Annotated in this window: 21 protein-coding genes; 8 read left to right on the top strand and 13 right to left on the bottom strand. The window is 75.3% G+C overall.

Translation table 11 applies throughout. The features are described 5' to 3' along the window. Positions 1-9 precede the first annotated feature (9 nt). On the bottom strand, positions 10-507 hold the full coding sequence (locus tag ACQPYX_RS15085; RefSeq protein ID WP_433798161.1) for a MarR family winged helix-turn-helix transcriptional regulator: 498 nt from the start codon (positions 505-507) through the stop codon (positions 10-12). Positions 508-592: 85 nt separating this feature from the next. Here ACQPYX_RS15085 and ACQPYX_RS15080 point away from each other — a divergent pair, with 85 nt between their 5' ends. Next, positions 593-1,816: an FAD-dependent monooxygenase gene (locus ACQPYX_RS15080; protein WP_433798160.1), complete on the top strand. Its 1,224-nt coding sequence runs from the start codon at positions 593-595 to the stop codon at positions 1,814-1,816. Here the strand turns inward: ACQPYX_RS15080 and prpB are convergent. Next, positions 1,771-2,667, bottom strand: coding sequence for a methylisocitrate lyase (prpB, locus tag ACQPYX_RS15075; RefSeq protein ID WP_433798159.1), 897 nt, complete (start codon positions 2,665-2,667; stop codon positions 1,771-1,773). The genes ACQPYX_RS15080 and prpB overlap by 46 nt on opposite strands. Positions 2,668-2,712: 45 nt before the next feature. On the opposite strand from prpB, the gene ACQPYX_RS15070 reads away from it, so the two are divergent. Further along, positions 2,713-3,102, top strand: a complete 390-nt coding sequence (locus ACQPYX_RS15070; protein ID WP_433798158.1) for an ACT domain-containing protein — start codon at positions 2,713-2,715, stop codon at positions 3,100-3,102. A 7-nt stretch (positions 3,103-3,109) separates the two neighbouring features. On the opposite strand, the gene ACQPYX_RS15065 is transcribed toward ACQPYX_RS15070, so the two are convergent. Genes ACQPYX_RS15065 through ACQPYX_RS15045 form a run of 5 tightly spaced genes read right to left on the bottom strand, consistent with a single transcriptional unit; the run spans position 3,110 to position 5,102 of the window. Beyond that, positions 3,110-3,310, bottom strand: coding sequence for a hypothetical protein (locus tag ACQPYX_RS15065; protein WP_433798157.1), 201 nt, complete (start codon positions 3,308-3,310; stop codon positions 3,110-3,112). Next, a complete protein-coding gene (locus tag ACQPYX_RS15060; RefSeq protein ID WP_433798156.1) occupies positions 3,277-3,465 on the bottom strand; it encodes a hypothetical protein in 189 nt (62 codons plus the stop codon). Before ACQPYX_RS15060 ends, ACQPYX_RS15065 begins: the two co-directional genes overlap by 34 nt. A gap of 51 nt (positions 3,466-3,516) precedes the next feature. Beyond that, entirely contained in the window at positions 3,517-3,843 is a 327-nt protein-coding gene (locus ACQPYX_RS15055) for a DUF6247 family protein (protein ID WP_433798155.1), read from the bottom strand. Positions 3,844-3,867: 24 nt separating this feature from the next. Next, the gene (locus ACQPYX_RS15050) at positions 3,868-4,719 is read right to left on the bottom strand and encodes an alpha/beta fold hydrolase (protein ID WP_433798154.1); all 852 of its coding nucleotides are present in this window, start codon (positions 4,717-4,719) and stop codon (positions 3,868-3,870) included. 59 nt (positions 4,720-4,778) lie between these two features. Continuing rightward, positions 4,779-5,102 carry a hypothetical protein gene (locus ACQPYX_RS15045; protein ID WP_433798153.1) on the bottom strand — a complete coding sequence of 108 codons (324 nt, stop codon included), beginning with the start codon at positions 5,100-5,102 and terminating at the stop codon, positions 4,779-4,781. Positions 5,103-5,193: 91 nt separating this feature from the next. On the opposite strand from ACQPYX_RS15045, the gene ACQPYX_RS15040 reads away from it, so the two are divergent. Further along, positions 5,194-5,736: a quercetin 2,3-dioxygenase gene (locus ACQPYX_RS15040; protein ID WP_433798152.1), complete on the top strand. Its 543-nt coding sequence runs from the start codon at positions 5,194-5,196 to the stop codon at positions 5,734-5,736. A 74-nt stretch (positions 5,737-5,810) separates the two neighbouring features. Here the strand turns inward: ACQPYX_RS15040 and ACQPYX_RS15035 are convergent, their stop codons facing one another. Together ACQPYX_RS15035 and ACQPYX_RS15030 are read right to left on the bottom strand one after the other, a co-directional pair. Further along, the gene (locus tag ACQPYX_RS15035) at positions 5,811-6,998 is read right to left on the bottom strand and encodes a fatty acid desaturase family protein (RefSeq protein ID WP_433798151.1); all 1,188 of its coding nucleotides are present in this window, start codon (positions 6,996-6,998) and stop codon (positions 5,811-5,813) included. Between the two features lie 14 nt (positions 6,999-7,012). Next, on the bottom strand, positions 7,013-8,110 hold the full coding sequence (locus ACQPYX_RS15030; protein ID WP_433798150.1) for a ferredoxin reductase: 1,098 nt from the start codon (positions 8,108-8,110) through the stop codon (positions 7,013-7,015). 222 nt (positions 8,111-8,332) lie between these two features. Between ACQPYX_RS15030 and ACQPYX_RS15025 the strand changes: the two genes are divergently transcribed. The 4 genes from ACQPYX_RS15025 to ACQPYX_RS15010 all read left to right on the top strand — a co-directional run bounded on the left by ACQPYX_RS15025 (position 8,333) and on the right by ACQPYX_RS15010 (position 11,653). Continuing rightward, positions 8,333-8,857, top strand: coding sequence for a hypothetical protein (locus tag ACQPYX_RS15025; protein WP_433798149.1), 525 nt, complete (start codon positions 8,333-8,335; stop codon positions 8,855-8,857). After that, positions 8,854-10,110 (top strand): FHA domain-containing protein, encoded by a 1,257-nt coding sequence (locus ACQPYX_RS15020; RefSeq protein ID WP_433798148.1) that lies wholly within the window; start codon positions 8,854-8,856, stop codon positions 10,108-10,110. Before ACQPYX_RS15025 ends, ACQPYX_RS15020 begins: the two co-directional genes overlap by 4 nt. A 4-nt stretch (positions 10,111-10,114) precedes the next feature. After that, the gene (locus tag ACQPYX_RS15015; RefSeq protein WP_433798147.1) at positions 10,115-10,900 is read left to right on the top strand and encodes a hypothetical protein; all 786 of its coding nucleotides are present in this window, start codon (positions 10,115-10,117) and stop codon (positions 10,898-10,900) included. A 231-nt stretch (positions 10,901-11,131) separates the two neighbouring features. Next, complete coding sequence (locus ACQPYX_RS15010; protein ID WP_433798146.1) at positions 11,132-11,653, top strand: MarR family winged helix-turn-helix transcriptional regulator; 522 nt, start codon at positions 11,132-11,134, stop codon at positions 11,651-11,653. 6 nt (positions 11,654-11,659) lie between these two features. Here the strand turns inward: ACQPYX_RS15010 and ACQPYX_RS15005 are convergent, their stop codons facing one another. The 4 genes from ACQPYX_RS15005 to ACQPYX_RS14990 all read right to left on the bottom strand — a co-directional run bounded on the left by ACQPYX_RS15005 (position 11,660) and on the right by ACQPYX_RS14990 (position 15,694). Then, positions 11,660-14,197, bottom strand: coding sequence for a LuxR C-terminal-related transcriptional regulator (locus tag ACQPYX_RS15005; protein ID WP_433798145.1), 2,538 nt, complete (start codon positions 14,195-14,197; stop codon positions 11,660-11,662). A gap of 159 nt (positions 14,198-14,356) precedes the next feature. Continuing rightward, positions 14,357-14,827, bottom strand: a complete 471-nt coding sequence (locus ACQPYX_RS15000; RefSeq protein ID WP_433798144.1) for a BLUF domain-containing protein — start codon at positions 14,825-14,827, stop codon at positions 14,357-14,359. 128 nt (positions 14,828-14,955) lie between these two features. Continuing rightward, positions 14,956-15,264, bottom strand: coding sequence for a hypothetical protein (locus ACQPYX_RS14995; protein ID WP_433798143.1), 309 nt, complete (start codon positions 15,262-15,264; stop codon positions 14,956-14,958). Between the two features lie 22 nt (positions 15,265-15,286). Then, positions 15,287-15,694: a hypothetical protein gene (locus ACQPYX_RS14990; protein ID WP_433798142.1), complete on the bottom strand. Its 408-nt coding sequence runs from the start codon at positions 15,692-15,694 to the stop codon at positions 15,287-15,289. A gap of 88 nt (positions 15,695-15,782) precedes the next feature. Between ACQPYX_RS14990 and ACQPYX_RS14985 the strand changes: the two genes are divergently transcribed. Then, positions 15,783-16,121 (top strand): DUF1330 domain-containing protein, encoded by a 339-nt coding sequence (locus ACQPYX_RS14985; RefSeq protein ID WP_433798141.1) that lies wholly within the window; start codon positions 15,783-15,785, stop codon positions 16,119-16,121. The last annotated feature ends 52 nt before the right edge of the window (positions 16,122-16,173 follow it).

The following is a 16,173-nucleotide window of genomic DNA, read 5'->3' as shown; positions in this document are numbered from 1 at the left end:
GTGACCGGCTCAGGCCGACGGGGCTTCACCCGAGCGGGCGCCCCGTTCCATCGCCTGGCGCAGACGGTTGAGCAGATCGAGGGCGAACGCGCGTTCGGCGTCGGACAGCGCCGCGCAGATGTCGTCGATCTCCCGGATCGTGGGGTACCAGGCCGCCCGGTTCGCCTCCCGGGCCGCGGGCGTCTCGGTGAGGACCACGCGGCGGCGGTCGGCGGTGTCCCGGACCCGCTCGACGTGGCCGGCCCGCTCGAGGCGGTCGACGAGGACCGTCGTCGAGGCCTGCGTGATGCCCAGGCGGGCCGCGAGGCCGGTGGTGCCCATCGGGCCGAACTCGGCGAGCAGGTGCACCGCCGCCATGTCGGTGGTGTTCATCCCCATCGCGCGCGCGGCCCGCACCGTGAGCTCCCGGGAGGCGCCGATGACGTCGTTGACGGCGAGCGTCGCGTCGTCGAGGTCGGCGAGCCCGGGCAGTCCGCGGATCGCCGCGTGGCGTACCTCGTCGGCCACCCGTCCTCCCGATCTTCTTAGAGAAACGAAGCTTAGATGTTCTAAGAGAGGTTATCCCAGGCCCACACCGACCGGGAGGACCCCCGTGCACACTCCGAGCATCCTGATCTCCGGCGCGGGCATCGCCGGCCCCACCGCCGCCGCCCGCCTCGCGGCCGCGGGCTGGGACGTGACCGTCGTCGAGCGGGCCGACCACCTCCGCGAGGAGGGCCAGAACGTCGACGTCCGGGGCATCGGCCGCGAGGTGCTGCAGCGGATGGGCCTCGAGGACGAGGTCGCCCACCTGCACACCAGCGAGACGGGCCAGGCCTTCGTGGACGCCGACGGCCACACCTTCGCCGAGTTCCCCGCCGGCGCGGGGGACGCCGACGGCGCCCCGACCGCGGAGCTGGAGGTCCTGCGGGGCGCCCTCGCCCGGGTGCTGTACGAACACTCCGCCGACGACGCGGAGTACGTGTTCGGCGACCACGTCGTCGCCCTGCACGACGACGGGTCGGGGGTCGACGTGACGTTCGCCCACGGCCCCGGACGGCGCTTCGACGCGGTGGTGATCGCCGAGGGCGCCCGCTCGCGGACGCGGGATCTGGCGTTCGGTCACGTCGACCTGCACGAGCTCGGCCTCGTCTTCGCCTACCTGACGATCCCGCGCACGGCCGACGACGACCGTCGCTGGCGGGTGCACGCGGCGGGCCGCGGGCGGCTCGTCCACCTCCGCCCGGACGCCGTCGGCACCACCCGCGCCATGCTCAGCCTGTACACCGACCTGCGCGGCCTGGGCGCCCTCGACCGCGCCGACCAGGTCGCCCTGCTGCGCGCGACCTACCGCGACGTCGGCTGGGAGACTACGCGCATCCTCGCCGGACTCGACGACCCGTCCCTGCACGTCGACCAGGTCGCCCAGGTCCGCCTGCCGTCCTGGCACCGGGGCCGCGTCGCGGTCCTCGGCGACGCCGCCTGGTGCGCGGGACCGTTCGGTACCGGGACCACGAGCGCGCTCGCCGGGGCCTGGGTGCTCGCCGGGGAACTCGGGACGACGCCCACCGACGTCCCGGCGGCCCTGGTGCGGTACGAGCGGGTGCTGCGCCCCCTGACCGACCGGGCCCAGGAGTTCGTCATGGGCCCGGCGAGCCACCCGCGCACGGCCGGGCAGCTCCGGCTGTTCCGGGCGGGTCTGCGCGCGATGGCCGGGCCGGTCGCCGCCACCGTCGGGCGCTTCCGGTCGGTCGTGCCCGCGCCGCCGGTGGAGACCATCGAGCTGCCGGACTACTCCGGGCGGAAGCCGGCCACGGAGTCGTCGAAGGTGGCGTAGGCGTCGTAGTCGAGGAACCGGTAGAGCTCGTCGCGGGTCTGCATCCGCCCGACCAGCGCGGCCTGGGTGCCGTCGGCGGCCAGGGCGGCGAGCCCGTCGGCGACGGCGCCCATCGCGAGCCGCAGCAGGGTGACCGGGTAGATCACCGCGTCGATCCCGAGGTCGGTCAGCTGCGCGGCGGTGAGCAGCTCGCTGCGGCCGAACTCGGTCATGTTCGCCAGCAGCGGGACGTCGATCGCGGCCCGGACCCGGGCGAACGCCGCCGCGTCGGCCATCGCCTCGGCGAAGATCATGTCGGCCCCGGCGTCGACGTAGCGGCGGGCCCGCTCGATCGCCGCGTCCGGCCCCTCCACCGCGGCCGCGTCGGTGCGGGCGCACAGCACGAACCCGGGGTCGCGGCGGGCCCGCACCGCCGCCGCGATCGTGCGCTCCATCGCCTCGACCGGCCGGACGTGCTTGCCGGCGAGGTGCCCGCAGCGCTTGGGGTTCTCCTGGTCCTCGAGGTGGCACCCGGCCGCGCCGACGTCCTCGAGGACCTGCACCGTCCGCGCCACCGACAGCGGCTCGCCGAACCCGGTGTCGGCGTCGACGAGCAGCGGCAGGTCCGTCACCCGGGCGACCTGACCGGCCCGCCCGGCGACCTCGGTGAGCGTCGTCAGCCCGACGTCGGGCAGCGCTAGATCGGCCGCGACGACGGCCCCGGAGAGGTAGACGCCCTCGAACCCGGCGTCGGCGATCATCCGCGCGGCGAGCGGGTTCGGTGCACCGGGGAGGCGTTGCAGCGTCCCGGACGCGAGGCCCGCCCGGAACCTCGCCCGCCGCTCGGCGGCGGTCGTCGTCGTGTGCAGCACGCCCCGATCATCGTCCCGGCCCTCGTCGGCTGCGAGGCTGTCCGGGTGAGCGGCTCGACGGACCTCGCGCAGATGCTCGCCACGCTCGACGCGGTCGTGCGGGACGGGGAGTTCGTCGTCGCCACGGTCCCCGGCGGGCACCCGGCCGTCGCCCGCGCCCGGGCGGTCGTCGTCGAGGAGGAGGGCGTCACGCTCGTCCTGCCCCGCACCGACGCCGACGACCTCGGCGTGACCTACGGGTTCGTGGCGGCGTGGCTGACGCTGACGGTCCACTCCGCCCTCGAGGCGGTGGGCCTGACGGCGGCGTTCTCCCGCGCCCTGGCCGACGCCGGGATCAGCTGCAACGTGCTCGCGGGGTTCCACCACGACCACCTGCTGGTCCCGACCGGCGAGCGCGACCGGGCCCTCGCGGCGCTCCGGTCGCTGCGGGGCTGACCGGCCGTCAGGCGACCGCGGGCCGCAGGAGGTCGTCGAGGCCGATGCGGCGGTAGAACTCGGTGCGGACGCGGTCGCCGACGGCGTTGACGACCTCGGCGCCGTCGTCGGCGGGGTCGACGTGGACGCGGAAGGGCCGCTGACCGGCGGGGTCGGCGGTCAGAACACCACCTCTTACACGACGACCACCCTCTGGGGCTCCGCCCACTTCCCGAAGTAGACGATCATGGTCCGGTCGGGCCCGATGGCCTCGGTCCGCATCCCCTCGGGCCGGTCCGAGGACAACGGCACCCCGACGTCGTCCGGCGCGACGGTCAGTGCGGCCCGGAGCTCGAGGTAGGGCCCGAGGAGTTCGGTCGGCATCGACGCGAGGGTGTCGGCCACGGCGCTGTCGTCAACCTCGTACACCCTGGGCTAGAGGCCCGCCTTGGACCGGGTGACCTCGAAGGGCTCGTCCACCGGGCTCTCCTGCCCGGTCGCCAGAGCGGCCGCGGCCCGAACGACACGGTGGTAGGCGCTTCGATCACGCTGCAGGAGCGCGAGCCGTCGGAACTCCTCGAGCACGGTGAACACCGGCGTGAGGTCGAGGTCGCGGCGCATGCGCTCGGACGCGGCATCCAGCGCGCGGCGGAACCGCTCCTGGTCCGGACCGTCCAGCGCCGCGTGGATCGCCTCCGGCGACGCACCGGCCCCGAGCGGCGTCGTCGGTGGCTCCGCGTCGATGCTCCACGAGGCGGTCATGGTCGGAGAATAGCGGCGGGCAGGTCAGGAATGGCCGGAACGAGCGCCGACGGCGTCCTCCAGCGTCGCCGCGAACCCGGCCGGGTCCTCGAGGTAGCCCAGGTGGCCGCCCGGGACCTCCACGGGCTCCAGGCCCAGCTCGCGGCCGAGCACGAGGTTCGGGCGGCTCGCGAGCTGCCCCTCCTCGCGGCTCGTCGCGCCGATCGCGAGGACGAGCCGGTCGGCGAGGGTGCGTAGCGCGGCGACGTCGAGCGGGTGGGCCGGGTACGACCGGTACTCGTGCTCGAACCAGAAGGCGGTGTTCGCGGGCCACCGCTCCTGCATCGCGGCGAACTCCGGCGGCACCGACACCGGCTCGACCTCGGCCGGGTCGGGTCGGCGGACCCCGACCCCGGTGAGCTCGCCGAACTCCCCCATGGCGGCGACGAGGCCGTCACGCCGATACGTCTCCAGCACGGCGTCGAAGCGGACGGCCAGGGCGTCACGGTCCGGGAGCACCCCGAGCAGCGGTGGCTCGTGAGCCACGGCGACCCGCACCAGCTCGGGTCGGCGCACCACCAGCTCGAGGACGACGATCGCGCCCGAACTGCTCCCGAGCAGGACCGCCGGGCCGCCGTGTCGTTCGACGAGCGCGGCCAGGTCGTCGACGTCGGCGGACAGCTTGTCCGGGCCGACCGCGCCGTCGACCGGGCTGCGCACGAACCCGCGTCGGACGTAGGTGAGCACCGTCCACCGGGGCGCGAGCAGTTCCGCGAGCGGCGCGAACACCGTCGGGTCGCCGTTCCCGCCCACCACGCACACCAGCAACGGACCCGCGCCGCGCACCTCGGTGTACAGCCGCGCCCCGGGCACGTCGACGTCCGCCACATTCGTCACCGGGTCACGGTAGGCCCGGCGGTCCGTCCGACGGCAGGTACGACGACGCCGACCCGTCGTCAGCCGGGGGTGGCGGGTCCCCCCGTGTCCGGGGTGCCGGGCACCGCGCTGCCGTCGGGGGCGTCGGTGGACGCACCCGCCGTCGAGCCGCCGACCGGCGGGACGACGAGGCCGTCGCGGTAGTAGACCCAGGTGGTGCCGGGGTGGTGCGCGGTGCAGTCCGCGTCGGGCACGCGGACCGCCGCCGACGAGGTGCACACCTCGCGGGTGTCGGCGTGGGCCTGCAGGTACGCGGAGGTCGCGAACAGCGCGACGATCGCGGCGAGACCCACCCAGACGGTGACGACGAAGCCGCCCAGCGACTCGCGGATGCGCTCCCACACGCCGATCAGTGTGCCGTTCACCGGAAGGCCCGGCGTCCGGGGTCGGGGCCGCGCCGCATGCTGGCGCCCCACCCGAGCGAGACGAGGACCGATGACCGCCGAGTTCACCACCCCCGCCGTCGGGCCGTCGCCCCTGCCCGGCCGGCCCGCGCCGTACGTGCTGGAGGCGGGCGACGGCGAGCGTGCGCACCTGTTCGACCAGCTCTTCACCGTCCTGCTCTCCGGGGACGAGACGCAGGGCCAGTTCGGGGTGTTCACGATGGAGGCGCCGCGCGGTCCGGCCGTCCCGGTGCACTCGCACCCCGACGTGCACGAGATCTTCTACGTGCTCGACGGACGGGTGCGGGTCGTCGTCGAGGACGGCGAGGGCGGTCGCGTCGACCGGGTCCTGACGACGGGCGACTTCGGCTACGTGCCGGCCGGTCACCTCCACTCGTTCCGCGTGGAGTCGCACCGGGCCCGCACCCTCGGGGTGAGCACGGGCGGGTTCGAGCGGTTCTTCGCCGCGGCCGGCGAGCCGACCGGGGCCCGGATGCCGCCGGAGCGCCCGGTCGTGCCGTCGCCCGAGCAGCTGGGCGCGGCCGCCCGGCGGTTCCGCAACGACTTCCACCACGACGTGCGGCTGATCGACTGAGCCGCCGTCGGAACGAGCGAACGGCACCGTCGCAGCATCTTCGTGCGCGACGGTGCCGTTCGTTCCGATCAGTCCTACGCGGCGACCGGAGCCTCCGCGCGGGCGGCGGCCTCGGCGGCCGGGGTGCTGGTCGCGTTCTCGCGGCGCAGCCCCGCCGACTCGTGCGCGGCCTGCTCCTCCGCGGCCTTGCGGTTCGGGAGGGCGAGCCGCCAGATGGTGCGGATCGACTTCCAGAACTGCTTCGGGAACGGCCCGATGTTGTAGGGCAGGTCGTACTTCTCGCAGATGGCCTGCACCCGCTCCGCGATCTCCGGGTACCGGTTCGACGGCAGGTCCGGGAACAGGTGGTGCTCGATCTGGTACCCGAGCGAGCCGGACATGACGTGCATGAGCCGGTTGCCGGTGAAGTTCGCCGAGCCGAGCAGCTGGCGCAGGTACCACTCGCCCTGCGTCTCGTTCTCGAGCTGCTCCTCGGTGAACACCTCGGCGCCGTCGGGGAAGTGTCCGCAGAAGATGATCGCGTAGGACCACACGTTGCGGATGAGGTTCGCGGCCATGTTCGCCGTGAGCGTCGTCAGGAAGAACGGCCCGGTCAGCAGCGGGAACAGGATGTAGTCCTTGCCCATCTGCTTGCGCATCTTGCGCCCGACCTGCTCGAGCTTGGCCTTGAACTCCTCCGGGTCCTCGATGTCCCGGCGCAGCAGGCCCTCGATGTCGAGGTCGTGGATGGCCACTCCGTGCTGGAACAGCAGCATCAGCAGGGTGTTGAACACCGGCTGCCCGATGTTGATCGGGTGCCACTTCTGGTCGGAGGTGACCCGCAGGATCTCGTACCCGACGTCCTTGTCCTTGCCGATGACGTTCGTGTACGTGTGGTGCAGGTAGTTGTGCGAGTGCTTCCACTGCTCGGCGGGGCAGGTGTTGTCCCACTCCCACGTGGCCGAGTGGATCTCGGGGTCGTTCATCCAGTCCCACTGGCCGTGCATGACGTTGTGGCCGATCTCCATGTTCTCGAGAATCTTGGCCACGCCCAGCAGGGCGGCGCCCGCCATCCACAGCGGCGGCACGACGCTGCCGAACAGCGCCGCGCGCCCCGCGATCTCGATGCGGCGCTGGGTCCTGATGATCGAGCGGATGTACTCCTCGTCGGCCGCCCCGCGCGTCGCCTCGACGTCGCGCCGGATCTGGTCGAACTCCTCGCCGAGGGCCTCGACGTCGGCCTCGGTCAGGTGGGCGAATTCCTTGATGTCGGAGATGGCCATCCCTGGCTCCTCTCTTACAGGTCGACGGTGCAGTCACCGGATGCGGCGGTGACGCAGGTCTGGACGGTGCGGGTGGACTGGTCGGTGTCGGCCACGCGGTGCTCGGAGCCGTCGCGCAGGTCGCGGACGGCGCCGGAGCGCAGCGGGGCGACGCAGGTGTGGCAGATGCCCATGCGGCAGCCGAACGGCATCGGCACGCCGGCCTGCTCGCCGGCCTGCAGCACGGTGGTGGCGCCGTCGGTCTCGACGGTGCGCCCGGAGCGGGCGAACGTGATCGTCCCGCCCTCGGCGGACCCGGAGAACGACGCCGCGAAGCGCTCGAGGTGCAGCGCCTCGCCGACGCCCGCGTCGGCGAACGCCTTCTCGGCGTCGTCGAGCATCTCGGCGGGACCGCAGGCCCAGGTCTGGCGCTCCCGCCAGTCGGCCACGACCTCGTCGAGCCCGGCGGGCAGCGTCAGGTGCCCCTCGGTGCGCGTGTGGCGCCGGACGATCCGCCACGTCGGGTGGCGGCGGGCCAGCAGGTCGAGCTCGTCGGCGAACAGGGTCCGCTCGGCGTCGGGGGCCGAGTGCACGAGCACCAGGTCCTCGGCGGCGTCGGTGCGCCGGTCGAGCGAGCGCAGCATCGCCATGACCGGCGTGATGCCGGAGCCCGCCGTCAGGAAGAGGACCTTCCCGGGCAGCGGGTCGGGCAGGACGAACTCGCCGGCCGGCGGGGCCAGGCGCACGATGGTGCCCGGCGCGACGCCCGAGACGAGGTGCTGCGAGGCGAACCCGTCCGGCATGGCGCGGACGGTGATCACGAGGCGCTTGCCGTCCCGCGAGGGCGGCGTGGTGAGCGAGTACGAGCGCCACACGAAGCGCCCGTCGATCTGCACGCCGACGCCGATGTACTGGCCGGCGGCGTGCGGGAAGTCCCAGCCCCAGCCGGGCTCGACGACGATCGTCGCCGCGTCCTCGGCCTCGGGGGTGACGCTGACGATCCGGCCCCGCAGCTCACGGGCGGACCACAGCGGGTTGATCAGGGTCAGGTAGTCGTCGGGGAGCAGCGGCGTGGTGAGGCGGGTCGCCAGGTCACGCAGGCGCCGAACGCGTGGTGAGAGTGCGGCCGTCACGGTGTCTCCTCTGCTGGTGAACTTCTAGGTACCAGGGGTACCGGAGACCGCCGGTAACCGCTACCCAAGGTACCGGATCAACCGCACGATCCGGCTCACAGTCGTCGCTGTGCGCCCGCTCACGCAGGCTGGAGCAGCTCGGTAATTAGTTCCCGACGACGCGCCCCCGCGGCTCCCGCGGAATCGGTTGACTCGCTGGTGACCGACTCCTGAGGAGGACCCGTGACGCTCGTGGATCTGGTGGTGCTCGCCGTCGTCGCCCTCGCCGCCTGGCGCGGCTGGCGTCGTGGCGGGACGTCCCTGGTGCTCTCGTTGGCCGGCGCCGTCGTCGGGGTGATCGTCGGGGCTGCGGTGGCGGGCTGGTGGGACGCCGCGTCCACGCCCCTGCTGATCGCCTGTGTCCTCGTCGCCGGGCTGATCGGGCTGGGCCTCGGGCGCCGGCTCGCCGACACCCTCGCCGCGCGGGCCGGTGGCCGCTACGCCCGTCCGGTGCTGGTCGACCGGGCCGTCGGCGTGGTGGCCCACGGCGGCCTCGCGCTCGTGGTGTGCGTGCTGATCGGGGCCGCGGCGATCGCGGTCGGACCCGCCTGGCTCGGGCGGGCGGCGGAGGGCAGCGGCGTCCTGACGACGGCCGCGTCGCACCTCCCCACGCCCACCCAGGTGGCCGACCAGGTGCCGGGCCTGGACCGGGTCGTGGCGGTGGGAGACGCAGCGCAGCGGAGCTCGACCCCGGCGGTGGGCGAGTGACCCGCACCCGGCTCGTCGCCGGCGGCTCCGTCGCCGCGCTGCTCCTGCTCTGGTGGGCCACCGGTTCCCTGCTCGTCGCCCTGCTGATCTGCGTGCTCGTGGCGCTCGCCGCCGGGCTCGCGGTCGTCGTCGCTGCCTGGGCCCGTCCGCGGCCGGAGCCGCTGGACGCTCCCCCGTCGACCACCGCGACCGTCGACCTCGCCGTCGCCCCGCCGACCGCCGCGCCCGTGCGGCGGGCGCTGCGCACGGTGCTCGCGCGCCCGTGGGTGCACGGCGACGGCCTGCTGCGGGTCACCGCGGAGCGCCTCGACGGCGACGACGCCCTGGTCTGGACCCCGCGCGGCCAGCAGGTCGCGGCCCCGCACCTGTGGGTGGAGTGGAACCCCGTCGACGGCGCCGAGGTGGCCGGGCGCCGCCCGCTGGAGGCGCTCGCCCGGGAGCTCGCCGAGGGCTACGTCGAGCACGGCCGCGAGCGCGGGGTGCGCCGCCTCGCCGAGCGGACCTGGGTGCACCTGCTGGTCTCCGACGACGTGCCGCTCGGTCGCGTCGTCGTCACCGCGGCGTTCTCGGAGCCGCAACAGACCCCCGTCGCCGCCGCGTGTGCGTCGACGGCGGTCCCGCTCGCCCCGGCGCGGGGCGCGGGCGGGGGCCCGGCCGCACTCCGGCCGGGCACCGGGTGGGACGGCCGGGGCAGCGGGCCCGTCCCGCCCGGGGCCGGGGGCGGGAGGCGCGCCCCCGGCCACCCAGGCGAGGCCGGCGACCGGCCGACGTCGGTCGTCCGGAACGGCCCGCGGCCGCTGCCCGGCCGGGCCGGGACCGGGCTGGCGGCGCTCGCCACGCGGGTGACCGGGGCGGTGCCGGCCAGGCTGCGCACGCTCGTCGTCGGGAACCCCGTCCAGGCCGTCCAGGCCGTGCTGGTCGTGGAGGACGCGGCGGGCGCCCGGCTCGGCGACACCGAACTGCACGGCACGGTCGAGCTGGGCCGCGACCCGGCGGCCGGGCTGCCGGTCGAGCACCCGGGCGTCTCCTGGCGGCACCTGCGCCTCGCGCCGGACCGCTCGGGCGGCTGGACCGCGACCGACCTCGGCTCCACCAACGGCACGCGGGTCGACGGGCGGCGGATCGCCGGGCCGACCCCGGTCCCGCCCGGCGCCGAGATCACCCTCGGCAGCGACGGCCCGCGGCTGCGCCTGCTCGCGGCCGCGGACGCCGACCCGGCGACGACCACGCGGGTCGCGGCCCGGGGATACTGACCGGGTGCGGAGCCAGTCCGGGGTCGGACGCCTGCCCCTCGGGGGTCTGGCGCTGCTCGACGTGCGCACCGAGCGCCGGCTGTCGGTCCCCTGGGGCGAGACGGCGACGATCGGGCGCAACGGTGCGAGCGACCGGCACGTCCAGGTCGACGACGACCAGGTGTCCCGGGTCGCCGCCGAGATCGAGATCCGCGACGACGCCTACCTCGTCATCAACCGGCAGCGTCACGGCGGACAGCTGACGCTCGTGGTCCCGGGGGTCGCCGGGCAGGACCGGATCCGGGCCGGCAACGGCCTGCTCGTCCGCGACTCGCGCGCCTCGCTCGGGCTGTGGCTCGCCGACGGGCGCGAGGTGACGCTGGCCCTGCTCGCGTTCGCCCCGACGGCCGCGGCGGCCGATCGCGACGACCTCGCCGGCGGCCGGACCGTGAACGCCGCGCTGCCCACCGACGAGACCTGGTGGTCGGTGCTGGTGGCCGCCTGCGGGCCGACCCTCATCGCCGCCGCCCTGAGCCCGGACGGGGTCGCGAGGGACGTCCACGGCGACGCCGACCAGATCGCGCAGTGGCACCGCACGGCGGGGCGGCCGGCGCCCAGCCCGAAGACGCAGAGCGAGGCGTTCCGGCACGCCCAGCGCTGGCTGCGCGGCGTGCGGCTCAACGACAAGACGCGGGGCTGGCGGGTGGCCGTCGTCGACCAGGTGATCGGGCTGCGTCTGGTGACCCTCGACGACGTCCGGCGGCTCTTCCCGGCCGAGGTCCCGGCCCCGCTGCTCCCCCGTCCGTCCTGACGGTTCGCGGCGCGTCCGGACGGGTCCTCTCGCCTACCGGTGGGGTCACGTCGTAGCGTGCACGATGAAGTCGCGTCACGCGACGTGAAGGGGGGAAGCGTCGCCGTCCACGCCGGACGGGTGACGCGAGGTACGCGTCGGACGGAGGACGCGGTCGGTCTTCAGACCCGAGGACGACTCCTCGTGACCGCCCGCGCCCGTCATCCGGCGCCCGGGGGAACGAGGAACGGGATGAGCGGAGACGACGACGGGACCACGGCCGCGGGCGCGGCACCGACCCGCGACCAGGGCCGACCGGCGACGCCGGAACGGCTGCGCGGTTCGCCCGGGTTCCTGGCGCGGCGGATCTACCAGGCCTACTCGGCCGCCTGGCTGCGGCACGTGGACACCACCCTGACGGGCCCCCAGTTCGCGGTGCTGACGGCCGTGCGCGAGTACCCGGAGGTCGACCAGGGGTCGCTGGCCGCCTGCGTGGCCCTCGACCGCTCGACCATGGCCGACGTCTGCCGCCGGCTCGAGGACCGGTCGCTGATCCGGCGCGACACCGCGCCCTCGGACGGCCGCCGCAAGCTGCTCACGCTGACCGAGCAGGGCGCGGCGCTCTTCGACGACGTCACCGCGAAGGTGGCCCGCCTGCACGCCGAGCTCATGGACGTCCCCGACGGCATGTCGGACGACGAGGGCGCCCTCTCGGCGCTCCTCGCCGACCTGGACCGGCTCGCCGAGCGGTGGGAGAAGGTCGCGGAGGGCTGACCGGTCTCAGGAGAACGTCCGGCCGCGGAGCTCGCGGCGGGAGGTGATCCCGAGCTTGGCGAACACGTTGCCGAGGTGGAAGTCGACGGCCTTCTGGCTGACCCACAGGACCTCGGCCACCTCCCGACGGGTCATCCCGTCCGCGATGAGGCGCGCGACCTCCCGCTCCCGGGGGGTCAGCAACGGGGCGGACGTCGCCCCGGGCGGTCCGTCACCCGCGCGCCCCGCGCCGTCCAGCCGCGCGAGGCGGGCGTCGGCCGCCAGCTCGGTGAAGGTCGTTCGCGCGGCCGCGCGGAGCCGGGGGGCATCGGCGACGTCGGGGAGGTGCGCGAGCGCCGCCTGCAGGTCGGCGAGCTCGACGGGACACGTCCCCGCGACGCGGGCCCGGCGACGCTCCGCGATCGCGAGACCGGTCCGGTAGGCGGCCTCCGCCGCGTCGCGGTGACCGTCCTCCTGCTCGATCAGGCCGCGCAGGCGGTGGAGGGTCAGGGTCGCCCCGAGCGGCGCCTGCTCCCCGTCGGCGACCGCGAGCAGCGCCCGGGCGGCGGCGGTGTCGCCCGTCGCGACGAGGGCCTCGGCCCGCAGGAACCGCCACGGGACCCAGGGCCCGGTGGCCAGCCCGACGGGTCGCGTCGACGTTGCGAGTTCGGCGGTCGCGGCCAGGACGCCGACGTGGTCGCGCTGTTCCCGGGCGGCCACGGCCTCGGCCAGGGCGATCGTCGCGGTCGCCTGCGGGTTGTCGTGGTTCACCAGGCTCCGGCGGGCGAGGTCGAGTCGGGCCCGCGCCTCCTCGATGTGCCCGCGGGCGGCCGGCACCATGGCCGCCACGGCCTGGGCGCCCGCCCGCGCCCAGGGTCTGCTCCCGTCCGCGAACCACTCGAGCGCGATCTCGGCCTCCGCGGCGGAGAGGTCCCACTGCCCGGTGTGGAAGAGCGCCTCGGCCAGGTAGAGGTGGGCGCGGTGCACGCTGACCGAGGAACACCCCCGCCGGTAGCGACGCACCGCCTCCTCCAGTCGCTCGCGCGCGGCCGCGGGATCGCCCTGGGCCAGGAGGAACGTGCCCGCGGTGACCGCGAGGTCGGCCGTGAGCGCCCCGCGGAGCCGGCCGTCGAGCACGGCGAGCCCGGCGGCCGGTCCGTCGGTGAGGCCGCGGGCGATGGCCTGGAGGAACAGGGCCTGCTCGGCCCGCACGGGGTCGCGGGTCCGGTCCCGCACGACACCCGCGACGTCGTCGGCGTCCGCACCGCGGCCACGGAAGACGTGTTCCAGGGCCAGGCGGACCCCGGCGAGGCACGCGACCTCCCGGTCCGCGTCGTCCGCGTGCATCGCCGCCTGCAGGCGCACGACCGCCTCGGGCCGGTGCTCGTGCGAGAGCAGCAACCCGAGTGCGACGTCCCGCTCGGGGCCGGGCGAGGCCGCCCACACCACCGGCGCGAGCAGCGCGAGCTGCTCGGTGTCGTTCGCGTCCACCCACCGCAGCGCGGCCGCCAGGCGCCGCCGTTCCGCGTCGGCCGGCCGGTCGCTGAGGTCGGCGGCCGCCAGGAGCCGGGTGGCGGCCTCCTGGTGGTCGGCGGCCTCGGCCCGGGCCGAGGACTCGAGCGCCGCCGCCAGCGCCGGGTCCGGGCCGTCCGCGCCCGCGACGCGGTGGGCGAGCGCGGTCCGGCCGCTGCACGCCACGGTGGCCGCGCGCCGGTGCAGACGCCGGCGCTCCGCCGGATCGAGGGCCGCGGCGACGATCTCGGGGGCCGGGAGCAGGGGGCCCCGCCGACCGGCGGCCCCGCCCGCCGGGGCCTCCGCACCGATCAGACCCGCCGCGACGAGCTCCGCCCGGGCGTCGGCGAACTCGGCGGACGTCGACCCGGCGACGGTCCGCACCACCTCGTCGTCCGCCGGCTCGTCGTCCCCCTCGAGGACGGAGAGGGCGCCGAGCAGGCGTCGGGTGGCGGGCGACGACCGCCGGAGCCGCGTCTCCAGGCGCCGGGTCTCCGAGCGGTCGAGGTCCCCCAGCCACAGGGTGTCGTCGTCGGGTCCGCCGGCGAACGTCGCCTGCCACCGCGGACCGAGCCTCCCGGCGGACGTGGTGCACAGCAGCATCACCGGGGCGTCGCGGAGACGACCGAGGACCTGGACCAGCAGGACCACCGACAACTCGTCGACCAGGTGCAGCTCGCGGACGACGACGAGGAGCGGACGCCGACCCCGCCGCTCGACCAGGGCCTCGAGCACCCGCGCCCGCAGACTCGCGGCGGTGCCCTCGACCGGCGCGGGGAGGTCCAGCGCGCGCAGCAGCCGGTCGACGAAGGCGCCGGGGAGCCCCCCGACCCGGGCGGTGAGCGCGACGACGTCGCCGCCGTGGACCGCGTCCGCGACGAAGGCGTCGACGACCGACGGCCCGCTCACGCCGCCCCGGAGCAGGACGCGGACGGCGTCTCCCGCACGGGCACGTCCCCACCAGGACGCCAGGCGCCGGAGCAGTGGCGCGGCACTCGGGAGGTCGGTGTCCGCGACCGTTCCCGGGGGGCCCTGCGGCTGTCCCTGCGCCACCGCCACCATCCTGCCCACCGTCGGTCCGGACGCAGGCCCCCGCGCCCCCGACGAGCCCGATGTGATCGACAGGCTACCGGCCTGGGCCGTCCGTTGTACGGTCGTGCGCCCGTCGGTCGTGCCGGTCGGACCAGCCGGGCGTCCCAGCGCCCCGACGGGTCAGAGCGGCCTGATGTCCGGGTCGGCGTACTCCCGCATCAGGTCGAGGAGCATCTCCTGGCGCCGGTCCTCGAGCCGCGGGGTCGCGTGCGGGGCGTCGGTCGCCTCGGCCCCGCGCGCCGCGGGCAGGTCGGCGCCCTCGTCGTCGGACACGTGCGCCATCGCCCACCGACCGAAGGCGCGGGCCGAGACCACCCCCTCGTCCAGCGTCTCCACCTGCTGGTGCCGCTGGTCGGCGGCGATGGTGGCGTACAGCTCCCGCACCCGCGCCTCGTCACCCTCCAGGACCTGGACGAAGGTGTCCTGCCACACGAGCAGCGCCCCGCTGAGCCCGAGGTCGTGGTTCTTGCGGCGCGACACCTCGAAGATCTCCTCGAGCTCCGCCGGCCGGTTCGCGCTGCCCATCGTGGTGTGGCTGCGGTAGACGAGGCGGAACACCTGCTGCCCGAGGTCCGCGGTCGTGTCGGTCACGTCGTCGCACTCCTTCATCGCGCGGGGTGCCCGGTCGACCGGGTGCCCGCGCGCCGCCGTCGGGAGGACCGGGAGTGCCCGGGCCCGTGGACGACCACACGCCGGGGCGTCACCGGGGCGCGGCGAGGTCAGGAGGCCGCGGGCGCTCCACCGGGCCGCTCAACCCCCGCGAGCTCCGCGGCCTCGGCCGCCGCGACCTCCTGGCGGTGCGCCCGCATCAGCAGGAGCCCGATGCCGCTGACCCCGGTGACCATCAGCAGGACGATCGACACGAAGTAGGGCAGCAACCCGTCGCTGACCAGGGCGAACGTCAGCACGTACACCGACGCGAGGGCGGCCAGCGGGAAGGTGAGCCGGAACAGGAAGCGGTTCCGGTCGGTGTCCGGCGGGGGCCACGTGATCAGGCGGTTCAGCCGGGCGAGGAGCTCCGCGAGCATGGCGCGACGGTACAGGGACCCCTCAGGGGCGCTCCGCGCACACCATCCGCGCCCGGGTGACGCGCCCGCGCTTGATCGCGGTCAGGGTCACGACGACGAGCTCGACCGGCTTCCCGGTCGGCTCGCCCGGGAGCAGCCAGCCCAGTTCGCGCTCGTGGGTGAAGGCGAAGGTCTCCTCGTCGACCACGCGGAAGCGGTCGCCCGTGCGGGAGGTGCGACGGACGGTCAGGTCGCCCGGGAGCACGACGTGCTCGGCGACGAACCGCTCCACCTCGGCCGCGCCCGTCGCACCCACGCCGCCGGGCAGGACGTCGAACGTCGCGTCCTCGTCGAGCAGGTGCGCGACCGGCCCGCCGGCCCGGATCGCCGTGTGTAGGGCGTCGTGCACCCGCTCCACGGCGATCATCAGGTCCTGCACCGCCTTGGTCACGCTCCCACGGTGCGCGACCGACGGGGCCACGGCAACATGACCCGGCAGGTCATCGCCCCTGCGGGCGCACCGGACCACGCTCGTCGTCATGAACGCGTACGCGGTGGGCCTGCTCCACGACATCGACCAGAACGACGAGATCCTCGACTACCTGCGTCGCATCCAGGCGACGCTCGACCCGTACGGCGGGCGGTTCCTCGTCCACGGCGCCACGCCGGAGGTGCTCGAGGGCCCCTTCGACGGGGTGATGGTGCTGATCGGCTTCCCCGACCTCCCGTCGGCGCGGGCCTGGTACCGCTCCCCCGCCTACCGGGAGCTCCTCCCGCTGCGCACGCGCAACACCCGCAGCGTCACGTTCCTGCTCGAGGGCTGCGGCCCGGACCACGACAGCGCCGCGATGGCCGACCTGATCGCCGCCGCGCGGTGACGGCGACCCCCGGGGCCGAGGGGCGGCCCCGGGGTCGTCGTCGTCCCGACCC

This window comes from Actinomycetospora sp. CA-084318, from assembly GCF_050955885.1.
In the GTDB taxonomy this organism is placed as follows: Bacteria; Actinomycetota; Actinomycetes; order Mycobacteriales; family Pseudonocardiaceae; genus Actinomycetospora.
The sequence above is the reverse complement of the archived record's forward strand: the minus strand, read 5'-3'. Positions and strand labels throughout refer to the sequence as shown.

What these genes read in the sequence shown, in the direction of transcription:
- ACQPYX_RS15035 (WP_433798151.1), bottom strand. Translation starts at nt 6,998, where the DNA reads ATGGCCATCTCCGACATCAAGGAATTCGCCCACCTGACCGAGGCCGAC.
- ACQPYX_RS15055 (WP_433798155.1), bottom strand. Translation starts at nt 3,843, where the DNA reads ATGACCGCCTCGTGGAGCATCGACGCGGAGCCACCGACGACGCCGCTC.
- ACQPYX_RS14995 (WP_433798143.1), bottom strand. Translation starts at nt 15,264, where the DNA reads ATGCTCGCGGAGCTCCTCGCCCGGCTGAACCGCCTGATCACGTGGCCC.
- ACQPYX_RS15060 (WP_433798156.1), bottom strand. Translation starts at nt 3,465, where the DNA reads ATGCCGACCGAACTCCTCGGGCCCTACCTCGAGCTCCGGGCCGCACTG.
- ACQPYX_RS14985 (WP_433798141.1), top strand. Translation starts at nt 15,783, where the DNA reads ATGAACGCGTACGCGGTGGGCCTGCTCCACGACATCGACCAGAACGAC.
- ACQPYX_RS15040 (WP_433798152.1), top strand. Translation starts at nt 5,194, where the DNA reads ATGACCGCCGAGTTCACCACCCCCGCCGTCGGGCCGTCGCCCCTGCCC.
- ACQPYX_RS15010 (WP_433798146.1), top strand. Translation starts at nt 11,132, where the DNA reads ATGAGCGGAGACGACGACGGGACCACGGCCGCGGGCGCGGCACCGACC.